Genomic DNA, 16693 nt, shown 5'->3' on the forward strand with positions numbered 1-16693 from the left:
ACCGTGATCTTCTCGCTGCGCTCGCGGCCCGGGGCCGACGCGCTCATGATCCCGCTCGTGCGCCGCACGCGGGAGCCGTTCGAGGGCGCGTGGGCGCTCCCGGGCGGATGGCTCGACGAGCGGGAGGGGCTCGACGACGCCGCCGCCCGCACGCTCGCCGAGACGACCGCGCTCAGCCCGAGCTACCTCGAGCAGCTCTACGCCTTCGGCGACGTCGACCGCTCCCCCACGCGCGTCGTGTCGGTCGTCTACTGGGCGCTCCTGCGCTCGGACCTCGTGGATGCGCAGCGCGCCGCGGAGGACGCGCCGGAGAACGTCGAGTGGTTCGACGTGGACGACCTGCCGGCGCTCGCCTTCGACCACAACCGGATCGTCGACTACGCCGTGTGGCGGCTGCGCAACAAGGTCGGCTACAGCCGGATCGCGCACGGCCTCCTGCCCGACGAGTTCACGCTGACCGAGCTGCGGGAGGTCTACGAGGCCGTGCTCGGGCGCCGCCTCGACCCGTCGAACTTCCGCCGCCTCCTCGAGGGCTCCGAGGCGCTCCTCCCGACCGAGTCGTTCCGCACCGGCAAGCATCGCCCGGCGCGCCTTTACCGCTACAACTCGGAGGTCGAGCTCGCCGATCGCGGGCCGCTCGGACCGGCCTGAGGAGCCCCGCTCGCCTTTGTGGTCAACCTGACTTAAAGTGGTGTCGACGACTTAGAGTCGAATCGACACGAACAGGGGTCCCCATGGCCGCGACCAGCATCACCCTCACCGCCCGCGACGCGAGCGTCGATCACGAGATCCAGGCGATCGTCTCGGGCGGCGCCGCAGGCTCGACGTGCTCGACCGACCTCGCGGCGGGGCCCTGGAGCTTCGACGCCGTCGCCGGGTACGGCCCCGGCGCCTCGATGGGCGACGTGATCCCGACCGACGCCCCGCGGCAGGGCGAGCTCCCCCGCGCCTACCGCGAGGCCCCGGAAGCCGAGCTGCACGATCGCATCCGGGCGGCGAAGGCGGCGCTCGGCGACCGCGTCGTGGTCCTCGGCCACTTCTACCAGCGCGACGAGGTCGTCCAGCACGCCGACTACGTGGGCGACTCGTTCCAGCTCGCGGGCGCGGCGAAGGCGCACCCCGAGGCCGAGGCGATCGTCTTCTGCGGCGTGCACTTCATGGCCGAGACCGCCGACATGCTGTCCCGCCCGGAGCAGTCCGTCATCCTGCCGAACCTCGCCGCAGGCTGCTCGATGGCCGACATGGCCGACATCGACCAGGTCGAGGAGTGCTGGGAGCAGCTCGCGGACGTGTACGGCCCGCTCGACGTGCCGGACGCGGACGGCCGCGTGCCGGTCGTCCCGGTGACCTACATGAACTCCTCCGCGGCGATCAAGGGCTTCGTCGGCCGCAACGGCGGCATCGTGTGCACGTCGTCCAACGCGCGCACCGTGCTCGAGTGGGCGTTCGCCCGCGGGCGCCGCGTGCTCTTCTTCCCCGACCAGCACCTCGGGCGCAACACCGCCAAGGCGATGGGCGTGCCGCTCGAGCGCATGCCGCTGTGGAACCCTCGCGCGCCGTACGGCGGGTCGTCCGAGGAGACGCTGCGCGACGCCGAGGTCATCCTCTGGCACGGCTTCTGCTCCGTGCACCGCCGCTTCACGGTCGACCAGATCGAGACCGCGCGCGCCGAGCATCCGGGCGTGCGCGTCATCGTGCATCCGGAGTGCCCCATGCCCGTCGTCGACGCCGCCGACGAGGCGGGATCGACCGACTACATCCGCAAGGCGATCGAGGCGGCGACCGAGCCGACCACGTTCGCGATCGGCACCGAGATCAACCTCGTGCGCCGGCTCGCCGCCGAGCACCCGCAGCACACGATCTTCTGCCTCGACCCCGTCGTGTGCCCCTGCTCGACGATGTACCGCATCCACCCCGGCTACCTCGCGTGGGTGCTCGAGGAGCTCGTCGCGGGTCGCGTGGTCAACCGGATCGGCGTCGACGACGCGGTGGCGGACCCGGCGCGCGTCGCGCTCGAGCGGATGCTCGCGGCCAAGCCCCTGCCGACGGGAGGCGCGCGCGCATGACCGGGGTCATCGTCGTCGGAAGCGGCGTCGCGGGCCTCGCGACGGCGCTGCACCTCGCGCGCGGCGGGGCGGATGTGCAGCTGGTCACGAAGGCGGGGATGGCCGACGGCAGCACGCGGCACGCGCAGGGCGGCATCGCGGCCGCGCTCTTCCCCGATGACAGCGTCGAGAGCCACGCGGCCGACACGCTCGCCGCGGGCGCCGGCCTGTGCGACCCCGCGGCGGTCGACGTGCTCGTGTCGGAGGGGCCGGCGCGCGTGCGCGAGCTCATGGACCTCGGCGTCGCGTTCGACCGAGACACCTCGGGCGCACTGGCGCGAGGACTCGAGGCCGCGCACGCGCATCCGCGCATCCTCCACGCGGGCGGAGACGCGACGGGCCTCGCGATCGAGATCGCGCTCATCGCGGCCGCGCTCGAGGCGGGCGTCCGCCTTCGCGAGCGGACGCTCCTCGCCGGCCTCCTCGTGGAGGACGGACGCGTCGCGGGAGTCGAGCTGCTCGCCGACGGGCGCCCTGAGGCGCTCCGGGCGGATGCCGTCGTGCTCGCGACCGGCGGAGCGGGGCGGCTGTGGGCGCGCACCACCAACCCCGACGTCGTGACCGGCGACGGCATCGCGGCCGCCCTGCGGGCGGGGGCCGCGGTCGTCGATCTCGAGTTCGCGCAGTTCCACCCCACCGTGCTCGCCGAGGGCGCGCCGTTCCTCGTCTCCGAGGCGGTGCGCGGCGAGGGCGCCGACCTCATCGACCTCGACGGACGGCGCTTCGTGCTCGACGACCACCCCGACGGCGAGCTCGCGCCGCGCGATGTCGTCGCGCGATCGATCGCCCGGCGGATGGCGGAGCAGGGCGGGCGCCCCGTGCTCCTGGACGCGACGCGCATCGGCCGTCGGCGACTCGAGGCGCGCTTCCCGACGATCGCGAGGGCGCTCGCCGGGCGCGGGCTCGACTGGGCCGCGCACCCGATCCCCGTCGCGCCGGCCGCCCACTACCTCATGGGCGGGATCGCGACCGACCTCGACGGGCGCACGAGCCTGGCCGGCCTCCTCGCCGTCGGCGAGTGCGCGCGCACGGGCGTGCACGGCGCCAACCGCCTCGCTTCCAACTCCCTTCTCGAGGGCGCGGTCTTCGCCGCGCGCGCGGCCGCGGCCATCCTCGCGGCCGAGGTCGATGCGGCGCCCGCGCTCCCCTCCGCGCCCGGCCCGGAGTCGCCGTCGGAGCTCGCCGCCGTCCCGCCCTTCTCGCGCGCCGCCCTGCAGCGGCTCATGTGGGATCACGTGGGGCTCCTCCGCGACGGCGCGGGCCTCGCGCACGCCGTGGCCGTGCTCGCCGCGTGGCAGGACGCCCTCCCCCGTCCGCAGACGGTCGCCGCGCACGAGGACGCGGGGCTCGTGCGCGTGGGCCTCGCCGCGGCGAGCGCCGCCCTCGCCCGGCCCGGCTCGGTGGGGTCGCATTTCCGCACCGACGACGCGTCCGCGCACGCGCGCGAACTCGTCTCAGCGGGTGCCGCATGCTGACGGCGTCGACGATCGAGCGCACCGTCCGCGCCGCCCTCGAGGAGGACGCGCCGTGGGGCGACCTCACGAGCGAGGCGTTCCTTCCCGCATCCGCTCACGCGCAGGCATCGCTCGTCGCGCGCGAGGACGGCGTGTTCAGCGGAGGCGAGGTCTTCCGGGCGGCGTTCGCCCTCACGGATCGCGCGACCGAGGTCGACCTCCACGTGGCGGACGGCGCGCCCTTCGCCGCGGGCGACGTGCTCGCGACCGTCGCCGGGCCGGCCCGCGCGGTGCTCACCGCAGAGCGCATCGGCCTGAACTTCACCCAGCGGATGTCGGGCGTCGCGACGCTCACGGCGCGATTCGTCGCCGAGGTGGCGGGCACGCGCGCGCGGATCGTCGACACCCGGAAGACGACGCCGGGGCTCCGCGCGTTCGAGCGGCATGCCGTCCGCTGCGGCGGAGGGCACAACCACCGGCACTCGCTGTCGGACGCGGTCATGGCGAAGGACAACCATCTCGCCGTGCTCCAGGCCGGCGGCGCCGACCTGACGACCGCCCTCCGCGCGGGCATCGCGCGTCTGCCGCACACGGCGCACGTCGAGGTCGAGGTCGATCGCATCGACCAGATCGAGCCCGTGCTCGCGGCCGGAGTCGACACGATCATGCTCGACAACTTCTCTCTCGACGACCTCCGTCGCGGCGTCGGGATCGTCGGCGGGCGAGCGATCGTCGAGGCGTCGGGCGGCGTCGACCTCGGCACGGTGCGGGGCATCGCCGAGACGGGCGTCGACGTCATCTCGGTCGGCGCGCTGACGCACTCCGCCCGCGCGCTCGACCTCGGTCTCGACATGCGCGTGAGCTGAGCCGTGCTCTACCTCGACAACGCCGCGACGACGCCCGTGCGGCCCGAGGTGCTCGCGGCCATGGAGCCCCACCTGACGCGCGCATTCGGCAACCCGTCGAGCCACCACACGGTCGGCGAGCGAGCCGCGCGCGCTCTCGAGGACGCCCGCGCCAGGGTCGCGGCCGTGCTCGGGATGCGCCGAGGCGACATCGTCTTCACCTCGGGCGGAACCGAGGCGAACAACCTCGCGGTGAAGGGGATCGCCCTGGGCGCTGCGCCGCGTGCACGACACGTCGTGACGACGCCGATCGAGCACGAGTCGATCCTCGCCTCGGCCGATTACCTCCGCCGCCTCCACGGGTTCGAGGTGACCCTCCTCCCCGTCGACGCGGACGGCCTCGTCCGGCCGGACGACGTCGCCGCAGCCCTCCGCGACGACACCGCGCTCGTGTCGATCGGGCTCGCCAACAACGAGATCGGCACCGTGCAGGACGCGCGGGGCATCGCCGACGCGCTCGCGGGGCGCCGCGTCCCCCTGCACCTCGACGCCGTGCAGGCGGCGGGATGGCTGCCGCTGGCCGACACGGGCGCCGACGCGATCGCGCTCGCCGGCCATAAGATCGGGGCACCGCCCGGCACCGGCGTGCTCGCCGTGCGCGGACGCATCCCGATCGAGCCACTCCTCCACGGCGGCGGCCAGCAGCGCGGTCGCCGCAGCGGCACCGAGGCGGTCGCGGATGCCGTCGGATTCGCGACGGCGCTCGAGCTCGCCGACGCCGAGCGCGCCGACAGCGCTCGGCGCGTGGCGGCCATCCGCGACGCCTTCATCTCACGGGTGCTCGCGCTCGTGCCCTCGGCGCGCCTCACCGGCCATCCGTCCCGGCGCCTCCCCGGCACGGCGAGCTTCACCTTCGCGGGCACGAGCGGCGAGGCCGTGCTGCTCGAGCTCGAGCGCCGCGGCGTCGTGTCGTCTAGCGGGTCGGCCTGCGCCGCGGGAAGCGACGAGCCGTCGCACGTCCTCATCGCGCTCGGGGTCCTGCCCGAGGAGGCGCAGACCGCGGTCCGCTTCACGCTCGCGCACCGCCACGAGGGCTCGCTCGACGCCGTCGCCGACGCGGTCGCGGCTGCGGTTGCGGCGGTCTGACCCCGGTGTCCCCGTGCGCCGATAGTCTCATCCGGTGACCACCGCTCCCCTCGTGACCGTCGTCGTCCCGGGCTTCGACATCGAGGGATACATCGCCGAGGCGCTCGACTCGCTGCGCGCGCAGACCCTGACCCGCTGGCGCGCGATCCTCGTGGACGACGCGTCGACCGATGGCACGGGCCGCGTGCTCGAGGAGTTCGCCGCGCGCGACGATCGCTTCCGGGTCATCCGGCATTCGCGACGCAAGGGGCTGGGCGCCGCGCGCAACACGGCGCTCGCGCACGTGGACACGCCGTACCTGGGCTTCCTCGACGGCGACGACATCATGCTCCCGCGCGCCCTCGAGACGCTCGTCGGCTCACTCGAGGCATCCGGAAGCGACCTCGCGGTGGGGGCGTACGTGCGCCTGTGGCCCGAAGGAGGGTCGTACACGGCGGGAGAGGTGCAGCCGTGGGTCTCCGCCTCGACGAGCCCGCGGCGCGTCGGCGTCACGCTCGACGCGCACCCCGAGGTCACCGGGAACGTCGTGGCGTGGTCGAAGGTCTCGCGCACGGGCTTCTGGCGTGCGCACGACCTGCGGTTTCCCGAGAACGCGCTCTACGAGGACCAGGCGATCGCTCAGCGGATGTACACGACCGCGCGTGCCATCGACACGGTCCCCGACGTCGTCGTCCAGTGGCGCGTGCGCGCCGACGGGAGCTCGATCACGCAGCACGAGGCCGACCCCCGCGTCTTCCGCGCGTGCCTCGCCGCGATGCGCGACGGCCTCGCGGTGCTCGCCGGCCACGGCGCCGCGCAGCGTGCCCGAGCGGGTCAGATCCTGCGCATGGACATCCCTCGACTCTCCGCGATCGCGGACGCGTCCACCCGCTCCGACCTCGACGCGTTCGCCGCCGAGGTCGAGGCGCTGCACCGCGCCTAGCCGCCTTCCCCCATGTCTCACGTCCCGCGTTCTCCGGCCGGGTCCGTGCCGCGAGTGGCCGCCATCCGCCGCTCTCACCGGTCGATCGAGGCAAAATCCCGAAGGGACGTCGCCTCTCGCCCACGCCGCGTGACCGCGGCGCGCAGGTCCGCGAGCAGGTCCGCGGGGTCGGAGAGGTCGGCCTGGGTCACCGGGAGGTAGATCCAGCCGAGTGCCTCGAGACGACGCCGCCGCGCGAGGTCTCGGCGCCACTGGTCCCGATCGCGGTGATGGTCGCCCTCGATCGCGTGGCAGATGCTCACCGGCCCCTGCTGGTCGATGGGCAGGCGTGCGCCCCGCACGGGAATCCAGAGGTCGGACGCGCGGGACCGGCGACGCGACACCTCGGGTGCGTCCGCGACGCGGAACGCACGTCCACGGAGGCGGGTCGGGAGATCGGATGGTCGGGAGCTCACGGAGAGAGGCTGGCGCAAGAAGGAGTGGTCGGGTGCGCGCATCCACACCCTCCGGCACCGCCGCGCCGCCCTCCGCCCCCTGTGCACGGACCGTGACGGGGCGCGGCCGGCCGCCATCCGGCCCGCTCACCGACCTCTCGCGGCAACAGCCGGTTCGCGCTCGCGGCCGAACGTGCGAGCCCTGGCTTCAGTCCTCCAGGACGCGGGTCGCAGCGAGCTGCTCGGCGGCGAGCTCGGCGTAGAGGCCGCCTGCCGCGACGAGCTGCGCGTGCGTGCCCGACTCCACGATGCGGCCGCCGTCCACGACGTGGATGGTGTCGGCGTCGATGACGGTGGAGAGGCGGTGGGCGATCGAGATGGTCGTCCGGCCGCGCGCCGCATTCTCGAGCGCCTCCTGGACGATCCGCTCGGAGACGGTGTCGAGCGCGCTCGTCGCCTCGTCGAGGAGGAGCACGGGCGGGTCCTTGAGGAGCACGCGGGCGATCGCGATGCGCTGCTTCTCACCGCCCGACAGACGGTAGCCGCGCTCGCCCACGACGGTCTCGTACCCGTCCTCGAAACCGGCGATGATGTGGTGGATGTTCGCCTGCCGGCACGCGTCCTCGATCTCCTCGTCCGTCGCGTCCGGGCGCGCATAGCGCAGGTTCTCCCGCACCGTCGCGTGGAAGAGGTACGTCTCCTGCGACACGATGCCGACGTGGTCGACGATGGACTCCTGCCTGAGGCGGCGCACGTCCTCGCCCGCGAACAGCACCTGGCCATCCGTCGCCTCGTAGAACCGCGGCGTGAGGTAGAGCACGGTCGTCTTGCCTGCGCCCGACGGGCCGACGAATGCCACGTGCTCGCCCGGCTCCACCGCGAACGACACGCCCTGCAGCGTCGGGCGGGTGTCGTCCGCCGCGTCCGGATAGCGGAACGAGACATCGCGGAACTCGACGCGGCCGACCGGGCCCGGGGCGTCCTCCACGTCGACGGCGTCGGCCGCGTCGGCGATCGCGGGCTTCAGGTCGAGGTACTCGAAGATGCGCGCGAAGAGCGCGAACGATGTCTGCACGTCGAGCGCGACCCGCATGAGGCTCGTGAGCGGCTGCAGCAGCCGTGCCTGCACGTTCGTGAAGGCGACGATCGTGCCCGCCGTGATCATCCCGGCGTCGCCCGCGACGAGGAAGCCCGCGACGAGGTAGATGACCGCGGGCACGGAGGCCATGAGCACGTGCACGACCGCGAAGAACCCCTGCCCCGTCATCGCCTGGCGGATCTGCAGGCGGATCTGGTTGGCGTTCTCCTCGGCGTAGCGAGCGGACTCCGTGCGCTGGCGGTTGAACGACTTCGACAGGAGGATGCCCGAGACGCTCAGCGTCTCCTGCGTGATCGCGGTCAGCTCGGACAGCGACTGCTGCGTCTGCGCCGCGATGCGTGCGCGCACCTGGCCCACGCGGCGCTGCACGACGACGAGCACCGGCATGATGACGAGGGCGATCAGGGTCAGCCGCCAGTCGATGAGGATCATCGCGACGAGCGACGCGATGACCGTCACGGTGTTCCCGAGAATGCTCGTGAAGGTGTTCGTCAGGACGCTCGAGACGCCGCCCACATCGTTCTGCAGGCGCGACTGGATGATGCCCGTCTTCGTGCGCGTGAAGAAGCCGAGCTCCATCGCCTGGAGGTGATCGAACATCCGGACGCGCAGATCGCCCGTCACGCGGTTGCCGACATTGGAGGTGAACCACGTCTGCGCGACGCCGACGATCGCGCTCAGGAGGTAGAGGCCGATCATGAGGGCGACGAGGCGCACGAGGAGCGGGATGTCGACGGGCCCGCCGTCGACGGGGAAGAGCGCATCGTCGAACACCCGCTGGATGACGAGGGGCGGCACGACGCCGAGCGCCGCGCCGACGATCACGAGGACGGCGGTCGCGGCAATGCGACCGCGATACGGGCGGAAGAGCGCCACGACGCGGCGCCCGAGTCCGGGCACGCGCGGCGCCTGCGCGTTCAGTCTCCGCTGCGCCGCCTCGTCGATCGGCTTGCCGCCGCCGCGCCCGCCCATGCCCCGCCCCATACTCATGTCAAAGAGCATACATATGCTCGGAGCGGGTGGATCCGATCGGATCGGGAATGGCAACGGGAATGTCGCCGTTAAGCTGTAACGTTCGCGCGGAGACCCTTCTCCCCTCCGCCTCCGGCCTTCCTCTTCTCTCTCCAGGAGTCTCATGACGTCTACCGACACCGGCGCCATCCGCGCACAGCAGCAGGAGATCGATCCGAAGGGCATGCGCGTCATCTGGCTGCTGCTGATCGCGGCCTTCACGGCGATCCTCAACGAGACGACGATGGGCATCGCCATCCCGCACCTCAACGCGGACCTCGGGCTCGCGCCCGAGCTGGGCCAGTGGCTCACGAGCGCCTTCATGCTCACGATGGCCGTCGTCATCCCGACGACCGGCTTCCTGCTCCAGCGCTTCACGACGCGCCAGATCTTCCTCGCGGCGATGATCGCGTTCTCGCTCGGAACGCTCGTGTGCCTCATCGCGCCCGGCTTCGTCGTGCTCCTCCTCGGACGCGTGATCCAGGCCGCCGGCACGGGCATCATGATGCCGCTGCTCATGACGACGATGATGAACGTCGTCCCGCCGCAGTCCCGCGGCCGCATGATGGGGCGCGTGGGGATGGTCATCTCGCTCGCACCGGCGATCGGCCCGACCCTGTCGGGCGCGATCCTGACGACGCTCAGCTGGCGCTGGATCTTCGGGATCGTGCTGCCGATCGCGCTCGCGTCGCTCCTCATCGGCGCGAAGTGGATGACCAACCTCGGCGAGACGCGCAAGGCGCCGATCGACGTGCCGTCGGTCATCATGTCGGCGATCGCCTTCGGCGGGATCGTGTACGGCCTCAGCCAGTTCGGCGGGGGCGCCCACGGCGCGGCCGCAGACGGCGGCGCGAGCATCTCGCCGATCGCGTCGGGAGCCATCGCGCTCGTCGTCGGCCTGGTCATGCTCGCGGTCTTCGTGATGCGTCAGATCAAGCTGCAGCGCATCGACGACGCGCTGCTCGATCTGCGCGTGTTCCAGTCGCGCAACTTCACGATCTCCATCGTGATCATGGCGCTCATCGCCCTCACGATGTTCGGCTCGCTCACCCTGCTGCCGCTCTACCTGCAGAACGTCGTGGGCCTCGACGCGCTGCAGTCGGGTCTCATCCTCCTCCCGGGCTCCGTGCTCATGGGCCTCCTCGGGCCGATCATGGGACGGATCTACGACGCGAAGGGCCCGCGCACGCTGCTCGTGCCCGGCACGATCATCGTGGCTGCCGCGATCTTCGTGTACGCGACGGTGAGCGAGCACACCCCGTGGTGGCTGCTCATGGCGGTGCAGACGGCCATGTCCGTCGGCATGGCGATGTCGTTCACGCCGCTGTTCTCGGCCTCGCTCGGATCGCTCGAGCGCCACCTCTACTCGCACGGCTCTGCCGTGCTCAACACGCTGCAGCAGGTCGCCGGCGCGGCGGGCGTCGCGATCCTCATCGCGACCTACTCGAGCATCCTCCATGCGGGCGAGGAGGCGGGCGTGCCCGCAGCCGCAGCCGGCGCCCCCGGCGCGCGGACGGCCTTCCTCATCGCGGCGATCATCTCGCTCGTCTCGGTCGCGCTGTCGTTCTTCGTGCGCAAGCCCGAGGAGCAGGAGGGTATGCCCGGCGGCCACGGCCACTGAGCTCCCTCGCACGCAAGAGGAGAGGGCCCGCGACCATGGTCGCGGGCCCTCTCCTCTTGTGCGCTCAGGTCAGGACGACTGCGCCCCGGGCCAGCCGCATGCGCCGTCGGCGCATGCGGGGGCGTCCTCCGCGGACGCGGTCAGCAGCGGGACGAGCGGTATCGCCCTGGTCTCCTCGGTCGTGGACATGCCGACCATGCTACGCCCGCGAGAGGACCCGGGCTCCGGAGCGTCAGTCATCGCCCTCGTCGTCAACAGCGCCGTCCGGATACGCCGGCACCTCGGGCTTCGACGAGAGGAAGACGATGCTCGCGACGAGCCCGCCCCAGATGAGGACGGCGGCGATGATGAAGAACAGCGTCGCGATGGCGGTCATCGCAGGTCTCCCTTCAGCGACACGGCGTCCGTCGCCGGCCACGGCTCGAACTTGTCCGGATCATGGCGCCACCGTGCGCCGGTGAGCGCGATCGCCCCGACGACCATGAGGACGATGGATCCCCAGCCGACGATGCCGAGGTACGCGCCCGGATAGCCGCTGTACCCGTTGACCGCGAGATCGACGACCTTCGAGACGAGCATGTAGGCGAGGACCACGGGCGCGACGATCGAGACGAGGAAGAGCCACACGCGGCCGACCTTGAACGTCGAGAGCACGCTGAGGTGACGCGCCAGCTCGGGTCCGGCCCGCCTGACCCAGATGACGATGATCGACACGATGATCGCGGATGCGACGATCCCGATGTTGTTGGCCCAGTTGTCGATCGTGTCGAGCGCCGTGAGTCCCGAGGTCGTGCCGAACAGGATGATCGAGACCACCGCGAGGACGCCGCCGAAGCCGTACACGACCTGCGCCCGGGTGAAGCCGAACTTGTCGCGGAAGGCCGCGATGATCACCTCGAGGATCGAGATGAGCGAGGTGAGGCCGGCGAGCACGAGCGCGCCGAAGAAGAGGGCGCCGAACCACTCGCCCCCCGGCATCTGCGACACGATCGCCGGGAAGGTCATGAACGACAGCGCGACGCCGGTCAGCCCCTCGAGCTCCGCGACAGGGATCCCCTGCTCGAACGCGAAGAACCCGAGCGTCGCGAAGACGCCGATGCCGGCCAGCAGCTCGAAGGACGAGTTGCCGAACGCGACGACGAGCCCGGGCGTCGTGAGGTTCACGCGCCGACGACGGTACGACGCGTAGGTGACCATGATCCCGAAGGCGACCGAGAGGGAGAAGAAGATCTGGCTGTAGGCCGCGATCCACACCGACGGGTTGGCCAGGGCCGCGAAGTCGGGCGTGAAGAACGCCGTCAGGCCGTCGATCGCGCCCGGGAGGAACAGCGCGCGGATCACGAGGATGAGGAAGCCGATGACGAGGAGCGGGATGAAGATCACGTTCGCGCGCTGGACGCCCTTGACCACTCCGGCCCCGAGGATCACGAGCGACACGATCCACATGAGCACGAGAGGGATGAGCACACCCGGCACGAAGTCGAAGGTGATCGGCGATCCGGACACCTGGAGGTACTCGCCGACGAAGAACGCCGTGGGGTCGTCTCCCCAGCCGAGGTTCCAGGAGAAGACGAAGTAGCTCGATGCCCAGGCGAGGACGGCGGTGTAGTAGATCGCGATGAAGACGCAGATCATCACCTGGAACCAGCCGACGCTCTCGCCCAGGCGCCCCGCGAGACGTCGGAAGGCGAGCGGGGCGGAACCGCGGAAGCGGTGACCGATCGCGTAGTCGAGGAAGAGGATGGGGATGCCGGCGGTCAGCAGCGCGACGAGATACGGGATGAGGAAGGCTCCTCCCCCGTTCTCGTAGGCGACGCCGGGGAAGCGCCAGATATTTCCGAGGCCGACAGCCGACCCGAGCGCGGCGAGGATGAAGCCGATCTGACCGGTCCACACCTCGCGTGCCGGAACGGCGCCGGCCGTGTTCGTGCGAGACATTCTGTATCCCTTCACTGGGCGGTTGTCACGCCATCTCAGTATCGAGCGAGCGTAGCAACATGCTCAGCAGACGCACAGGTGGCTCACCTGGATATGGCAGATTTGATCGGATGAGCCAGCCGACTGCATCCTCCGCTCCCGACCGCGCCGCACGGCGCGCGGTCACGGTCTTCCCGATCCTCGTGCTGGTGGCCGGGGTGATCGGATTCCTCCTGCCGGGAGCCGCGCCCGTGCTCGGGCCCGCAGTGCCCTGGCTGCTCGGATTCATCATGTTCTGCATGGGCCTCACCCTGACGCTCCCCGACTTCGCGCGCATCGCGAAGCGCCCGTGGATGGTCCTCGTGGGAGTCGTGCTGCAGTACCTCATCATGCCGCTGACCGCGTGGCTCATCGCCTTCGCGCTCGGCCTCCCGCCCGAGCTCGCGGCGGGCGTCATCCTCGTCGGCTGCGCCCCCGGCGGGACGGCGTCGAACGTCGTGACCTACCTGTCACGCGGCGACACGGCGCTGTCGGTCACCGTGACGACGTGCTCGACGCTGCTCGCGCCGATCATGACCCCGCTGCTCACCCTGTGGCTCGCCGGCACGTTCCTCGAGGTGCCGTTCGGCTCGATGATGGTGTCGATCCTGCAGACCGTCCTGCTGCCGATCATCGCCGGCCTCGTCGTGCGCCTCTTCCTGCGCGCGTTCGTGGAGCGCGTGCAGGCATGGTTCCCGTGGCTCTCCACGATCGCGATCTCGCTCATCGTCGCGGCCGTCGTGGCGGGCAGCGCGGATCGGATCGTCCAGGCCGGCCTCATCGTGTTCCTCGCGGTCGTGCTGCACAACGGCCTGGGGCTCCTGCTCGGCTACCTCGCCGCGATCGCGCTCGGGATGACCCAGCGCGAGCGGCGCGCGATCTCGATCGAGGTCGGCATGCAGAACTCCGGGCTGGCCGCTTCGCTCGCGGCCGCGCACTTCTCGCCGCTCGCGGCGCTGCCCGCCGCGGTGTTCTCCGTCTGGCACAACCTGTCGGGTGCGCTGTTCGCGATGGTCATGGGCCGCCGACCCGTCACCGACGAGCCGTCAGCGCCCGAGCCCGTGCGCGAGCGCTGACGACCGGCGCGCTGGCGGGAACCGCCCCGCCAGCGCGCGGCCGCCCGCTACTCGGCCATCCGCTCACCCGCGGGAGACAGCACCCACCACACGTCGTTGACGCCCTGGCCGTTCACGTCTCCGGCTGCGGCATCGCCCGCGAAGTAGTAGAGCGGCCAGCCGTTCAGCGTCACCTGCGTCTCGCCGTCGACGCCCTCGATGGTGCCCACCTCGCCGGTGACGCCCTCCACCTCCGACAGGTCGCCCTCGACGGTCACGGCAGGCCAGTTCTCGGCGCACTGCCCCTCGCAGGTGCTGGCCCCGGCGCCCTGGGTGTCCTGGTCGAACATGTAGACGGTCATGCCCTCGCCGTCGACGACGATCTCGCCGAGCGACGACTCGGCCACCATGAGGGTCGTGCCGTCGCCGGTCATCTCGTCGGGCGAGGTCATGGGCTCCGAGGACCCCGACTCGGACGGCTCCTCCTCGGGCTCGGCGGCGGGCGCCGAGCAGCCGGCGAGCGCGAGCACGAGCACCCCTCCCCACACGGCCGACCTGATCACGTGCTTGCGGAACATGGCGATCCTCCGTTCACGACTGCGGTTCAGTCACCGGGGACACGATCCGCAGGCGCATCGGGTTCACTTCCCCGTCGGCGGCGCAGCGCGCATGAGCACGTCGCCCGTCGTCGACGAGCGGATGTCGATGCTCGCGATCTCGTCGGGGGCGAGGGCCGTGCCGGCGCTGAGGCGGGCCGTCGATCCGGCTGTCGCCCGCCAGGTCGACAGCGCGCTCTCCGTGCCGTCTGCCGCCGTGACGACGAGGGTGTAGCGCCACTCGCGGTCGGACGGGCCGTGTCGGTACGCGCACGTCATGTCGATGCGCGTGCCCCACGCCACCTCGGTGAGCTCCACCGACGCCTCGAGCGGCGCCGATCCGACGGGCGCCATCGCGACCACCGTGCTCTGCGGCTGCGTGACGGTCACCACGACGGGCACTGCGACGAGCACAGCGGCGAGCGCGGCGACGACCGCGACGCCCGCGCGCCGGCGCCGTCGCGAGCGGCGTGCGCCGAGCGCGACGAGCTGCGCGCGACGAGCGGCGTCGGGCCCGTCGCTGACGCGCTCTGCCTCGATCAGACCGCGGCCTCGGTCGGGTTCCACCCGAGACAGGAGCCCGACGATCGGAGCGAGGTCGGCGATCGCCGCCCGACAGCGCTCGCACTCGACGAGATGGGCCTCGAACGCGGCGCGGTCGGCCGAGCTCAGCGCGCCCAGCACGTAGGCGGCGTCCCACTCGGCGAACCGCTCGTGATCGGCGTTCATCGTGTCACCCCTCTCTCCTGCAGCGCGAGGCGCAGCGCCCGCAGCCCGTAGTGCAGCCGGGACTTGACCGTGCCCTCCGGGATGCCGAGGTCCGCGGCGATCTCTACGGTCGACAGGCCGCCGAAGTACGCGCGGACGACGACGTCGCGATGCGCCTCCGAGAGGACGCCGAGCGCCTCCTCGATGAGCAGGGCGTCGAAGATCGCGTCGGTCGCGTCGCGCACGCCCGATTCCGGCGTCTCGGCGACCGCGATCTCACGGCGATGCCGCGCGCTGCGCGCCTCGTCGATGACGATGTGCCGCGCGACCGTGTACATCCACGAGCGGGCCGTCTCCGGATCCTGCGCGAGGATGCGCGGCGTGCGCCAGGCGCGCAGGAGCGTCTCCTGGACGACATCGTCGGCGCCCGCGCGATCTCCCGTGAGGTGGACGACGTAGCGCCACACCGGCGCCGCGTGCGCGTCGAACAGCGCACCCAGTCGTGTCGCGTCATCGCCCGGCATCGCACACCTCCCCACTGAGGCAACGAGATGCGCGGTGCCCGGGTTCATCTGAACCGCTCGCCCCGCCATCCCGTGTTCCGAGTATGAACCCGTTCGAGGTCGCCGGCCTCCCCCTCCATCCGCTCGTCGTGCACGGTGCGGTCGTGCTCGTGCCCCTCACGGCTCTCGCGCTCGTGCTGGGTGCGATCCTCCCGTCGGCGCGTCGACGACTCGGCGCCGTGACGCCCCTCGCGGCCGTGGTGACCGTCGTGCTCGTGTACGTCGCGGTCTTGTCGGGCGGAGCGCTCAAGGAGGTCGTCGGTCCGCTGCCTCAGGTCGCGCGCCACGAGGCGCTCGCGGTGCTCGTCCCTCCCTGGACGATCGGGATGGCCGTGGTCGCGGTCGCGCAATGGCTCTGGTTCCGGCGGCGCCCGGCGGATGGCGCGAGCACGCGCGAGGCCTCTCGTCGCGATCGCGTCGTCGGCGTCACGATCGCTGGTCTCGCTCTCGTCACCGCATCGGGAGCGACGGTCTCGGTCGTCCTCGCGGGCGAGGCGGGAGCGCGCGCCGTCTGGGGCGGCTGAGTCAGCGCCGCGGGCGCACGGCGACGATCGCCGCATGCGGCCTCGCGCCCGGATCGGCCCGCCGCTCGATGTCGGTGACCGCGAACCCGGCCGCCTCGAGAGCGCGCCGCATCTCGGCGGCCGGCCACCGGTGCGCGGTCACGACCTTGTGCGGGAACGGCTCGATGTCGGCCCCGTCGAAAAGCCCGATGAGCAGCGAGCCTCCCGGCGTCAGAGCGCGCTCGAACTCGGCGAGGACCGCCGGGATCTCCGCGGGGTCGAGATGGATGAGCGAGTACCACGCGAGGATGCCGCCGAGAGAGCCGTCGTCGACGGGGAGGTGGCGAAGATCCCCGCGCCGGAAGGTCACGTCAGGGAAGCGCTTGCGCGCGCTGCGCACGAACGCGTCGACGAGATCGACGCCCTCGACCGCACACCCGAGATCGTGCAGGTGCTTCGTCCAGTGACCGGGCCCGCAGCCGGCGTCCACGATCCGGCCATCGACAGACCGCGCCCAGGCGGTGATGCGCTGCTCGTCCGCGGGCGCCATGGCGTCCACCGATCCGAGCAGCCGAACGTACTCGTCCGCGCGCGCGGTGTACGCGTCACGGACCGACGCATCCGACGGCATCACGGTCATCCGGCTCCTCCTCTCGCCCGAGCCGCCCGGCGGGG

Annotated in this window: 17 protein-coding genes; 9 read left to right on the forward strand and 8 right to left on the reverse strand. The window is 71.9% G+C overall.

Annotated elements, in window-relative coordinates; translation table 11 throughout:
- Positions 1–45: 45 nt before the first annotated feature.
- The 6 genes from M1D46_RS12625 (at position 46) to M1D46_RS12650 (ending at position 6472) form a co-directional block, all read left to right on the forward strand.
- Positions 46–651, forward strand: coding sequence for an NUDIX hydrolase (locus M1D46_RS12625; protein ID WP_324014856.1), 606 nt, complete (start codon positions 46–48; stop codon positions 649–651).
- A gap of 83 nt (positions 652–734) precedes the next feature.
- On the forward strand, positions 735–2066 hold the full coding sequence (nadA, locus tag M1D46_RS12630; RefSeq protein ID WP_282979524.1) for a quinolinate synthase NadA: 1332 nt from the start codon (positions 735–737) through the stop codon (positions 2064–2066).
- Positions 2063–3580, forward strand: coding sequence for an L-aspartate oxidase (nadB, locus tag M1D46_RS12635; protein WP_456285693.1), 1518 nt, complete (start codon positions 2063–2065; stop codon positions 3578–3580). The genes nadA and nadB overlap by 4 nt, the downstream gene beginning before the upstream one ends.
- Positions 3574–4425, forward strand: a complete 852-nt coding sequence (gene nadC / locus M1D46_RS12640; RefSeq protein ID WP_456285694.1) for a carboxylating nicotinate-nucleotide diphosphorylase — start codon at positions 3574–3576, stop codon at positions 4423–4425. Before nadB ends, nadC begins: the two co-directional genes overlap by 7 nt.
- Before the next feature lie 3 nt (positions 4426–4428).
- The gene (locus M1D46_RS12645; protein WP_456285695.1) at positions 4429–5550 is read left to right on the forward strand and encodes a cysteine desulfurase family protein; all 1122 of its coding nucleotides are present in this window, start codon (positions 4429–4431) and stop codon (positions 5548–5550) included.
- A 34-nt stretch (positions 5551–5584) separates the two neighbouring features.
- Positions 5585–6472 carry a glycosyltransferase family 2 protein gene (locus M1D46_RS12650; RefSeq protein ID WP_456285696.1) on the forward strand — a complete coding sequence of 296 codons (888 nt, stop codon included), beginning with the start codon at positions 5585–5587 and terminating at the stop codon, positions 6470–6472.
- A 74-nt stretch (positions 6473–6546) separates the two neighbouring features.
- On the opposite strand, the gene M1D46_RS12655 is transcribed toward M1D46_RS12650, so the two are convergent.
- Positions 6547–6927 (reverse strand): hypothetical protein, encoded by a 381-nt coding sequence (locus M1D46_RS12655; RefSeq protein ID WP_456285697.1) that lies wholly within the window; start codon positions 6925–6927, stop codon positions 6547–6549.
- Between the two features lie 187 nt (positions 6928–7114).
- Positions 7115–8989: an ABC transporter ATP-binding protein gene (locus M1D46_RS12660; protein WP_456287169.1), complete on the reverse strand. Its 1875-nt coding sequence runs from the start codon at positions 8987–8989 to the stop codon at positions 7115–7117.
- A gap of 151 nt (positions 8990–9140) precedes the next feature.
- Here M1D46_RS12660 and M1D46_RS12665 point away from each other — a divergent pair, with 151 nt between their 5' ends.
- Positions 9141–10637, forward strand: a complete 1497-nt coding sequence (locus M1D46_RS12665; RefSeq protein WP_456285698.1) for an MDR family MFS transporter — start codon at positions 9141–9143, stop codon at positions 10635–10637.
- A gap of 232 nt (positions 10638–10869) precedes the next feature.
- Here M1D46_RS12665 and M1D46_RS12670 read toward each other — a convergent pair whose 3' ends face one another.
- Together M1D46_RS12670 and M1D46_RS12675 are read right to left on the reverse strand one after the other, a co-directional pair.
- Positions 10870–11013: a MetS family NSS transporter small subunit gene (locus M1D46_RS12670; protein WP_271173703.1), complete on the reverse strand. Its 144-nt coding sequence runs from the start codon at positions 11011–11013 to the stop codon at positions 10870–10872.
- Positions 11010–12575, reverse strand: a complete 1566-nt coding sequence (locus M1D46_RS12675) for a sodium-dependent transporter (protein WP_456285699.1) — start codon at positions 12573–12575, stop codon at positions 11010–11012. The genes M1D46_RS12670 and M1D46_RS12675 overlap by 4 nt, the downstream gene beginning before the upstream one ends.
- Before the next feature lie 110 nt (positions 12576–12685).
- Here M1D46_RS12675 and M1D46_RS12680 point away from each other — a divergent pair, with 110 nt between their 5' ends.
- The gene (locus M1D46_RS12680) at positions 12686–13669 is read left to right on the forward strand and encodes a bile acid:sodium symporter family protein (RefSeq protein ID WP_324014453.1); all 984 of its coding nucleotides are present in this window, start codon (positions 12686–12688) and stop codon (positions 13667–13669) included.
- A gap of 47 nt (positions 13670–13716) precedes the next feature.
- On the opposite strand, the gene M1D46_RS12685 is transcribed toward M1D46_RS12680, so the two are convergent.
- The 3 genes from M1D46_RS12685 to M1D46_RS12695 form a co-directional block, all read right to left on the reverse strand.
- The gene (locus M1D46_RS12685; RefSeq protein ID WP_456285700.1) at positions 13717–14226 is read right to left on the reverse strand and encodes a COG4315 family predicted lipoprotein; all 510 of its coding nucleotides are present in this window, start codon (positions 14224–14226) and stop codon (positions 13717–13719) included.
- 63 nt (positions 14227–14289) lie between these two features.
- Entirely contained in the window at positions 14290–14973 is a 684-nt protein-coding gene (locus M1D46_RS12690; protein ID WP_456285701.1) for a zf-HC2 domain-containing protein, read from the reverse strand.
- Positions 14970–15476, reverse strand: a complete 507-nt coding sequence (locus M1D46_RS12695) for a sigma-70 family RNA polymerase sigma factor (protein WP_456285702.1) — start codon at positions 15474–15476, stop codon at positions 14970–14972. The genes M1D46_RS12690 and M1D46_RS12695 overlap by 4 nt, the downstream gene beginning before the upstream one ends.
- Before the next feature lie 83 nt (positions 15477–15559).
- Between M1D46_RS12695 and M1D46_RS12700 the strand changes: the two genes are divergently transcribed.
- On the forward strand, positions 15560–16039 hold the full coding sequence (locus tag M1D46_RS12700) for a DUF2231 domain-containing protein (RefSeq protein WP_456285703.1): 480 nt from the start codon (positions 15560–15562) through the stop codon (positions 16037–16039).
- Position 16040: 1 nt separating this feature from the next.
- Here the strand turns inward: M1D46_RS12700 and M1D46_RS12705 are convergent, their stop codons facing one another.
- Positions 16041–16658, reverse strand: coding sequence for a class I SAM-dependent DNA methyltransferase (locus tag M1D46_RS12705; RefSeq protein WP_456285704.1), 618 nt, complete (start codon positions 16656–16658; stop codon positions 16041–16043).
- Positions 16659–16693: the final 35 nt, after the last annotated feature.

It is taken from the genome of Microbacterium sp. JZ70 (assembly GCF_053903225.1).

Bases quoted from the DNA above. Each gene is read 5' to 3' on its own strand.
- M1D46_RS12625 (WP_324014856.1), top strand. From the start codon at position 46: ATGATCCCGCTCGTGCGCCGCACGCGGGAGCCGTTCGAGGGCGCGTGG.
- nadA (WP_282979524.1), top strand. From the start codon at position 735: ATGGCCGCGACCAGCATCACCCTCACCGCCCGCGACGCGAGCGTCGAT.
- M1D46_RS12685 (WP_456285700.1), bottom strand. From the start codon at position 14,226: ATGTTCCGCAAGCACGTGATCAGGTCGGCCGTGTGGGGAGGGGTGCTC.
- nadC (WP_456285694.1), top strand. From the start codon at position 3,574: ATGCTGACGGCGTCGACGATCGAGCGCACCGTCCGCGCCGCCCTCGAG.
- M1D46_RS12700 (WP_456285703.1), top strand. From the start codon at position 15,560: ATGAACCCGTTCGAGGTCGCCGGCCTCCCCCTCCATCCGCTCGTCGTG.
- M1D46_RS12695 (WP_456285702.1), bottom strand. From the start codon at position 15,476: ATGCCGGGCGATGACGCGACACGACTGGGTGCGCTGTTCGACGCGCAC.
- M1D46_RS12680 (WP_324014453.1), top strand. From the start codon at position 12,686: ATGAGCCAGCCGACTGCATCCTCCGCTCCCGACCGCGCCGCACGGCGC.
- M1D46_RS12670 (WP_271173703.1), bottom strand. From the start codon at position 11,013: ATGACCGCCATCGCGACGCTGTTCTTCATCATCGCCGCCGTCCTCATC.
- M1D46_RS12690 (WP_456285701.1), bottom strand. From the start codon at position 14,973: ATGAACGCCGATCACGAGCGGTTCGCCGAGTGGGACGCCGCCTACGTG.
- M1D46_RS12660 (WP_456287169.1), bottom strand. From the start codon at position 8,989: ATGGGGCGGGGCATGGGCGGGCGCGGCGGCGGCAAGCCGATCGACGAG.
- nadB (WP_456285693.1), top strand. From the start codon at position 2,063: ATGACCGGGGTCATCGTCGTCGGAAGCGGCGTCGCGGGCCTCGCGACG.
- M1D46_RS12675 (WP_456285699.1), bottom strand. From the start codon at position 12,575: ATGTCTCGCACGAACACGGCCGGCGCCGTTCCGGCACGCGAGGTGTGG.
- M1D46_RS12665 (WP_456285698.1), top strand. From the start codon at position 9,141: ATGACGTCTACCGACACCGGCGCCATCCGCGCACAGCAGCAGGAGATC.
- M1D46_RS12705 (WP_456285704.1), bottom strand. From the start codon at position 16,658: ATGACCGTGATGCCGTCGGATGCGTCGGTCCGTGACGCGTACACCGCG.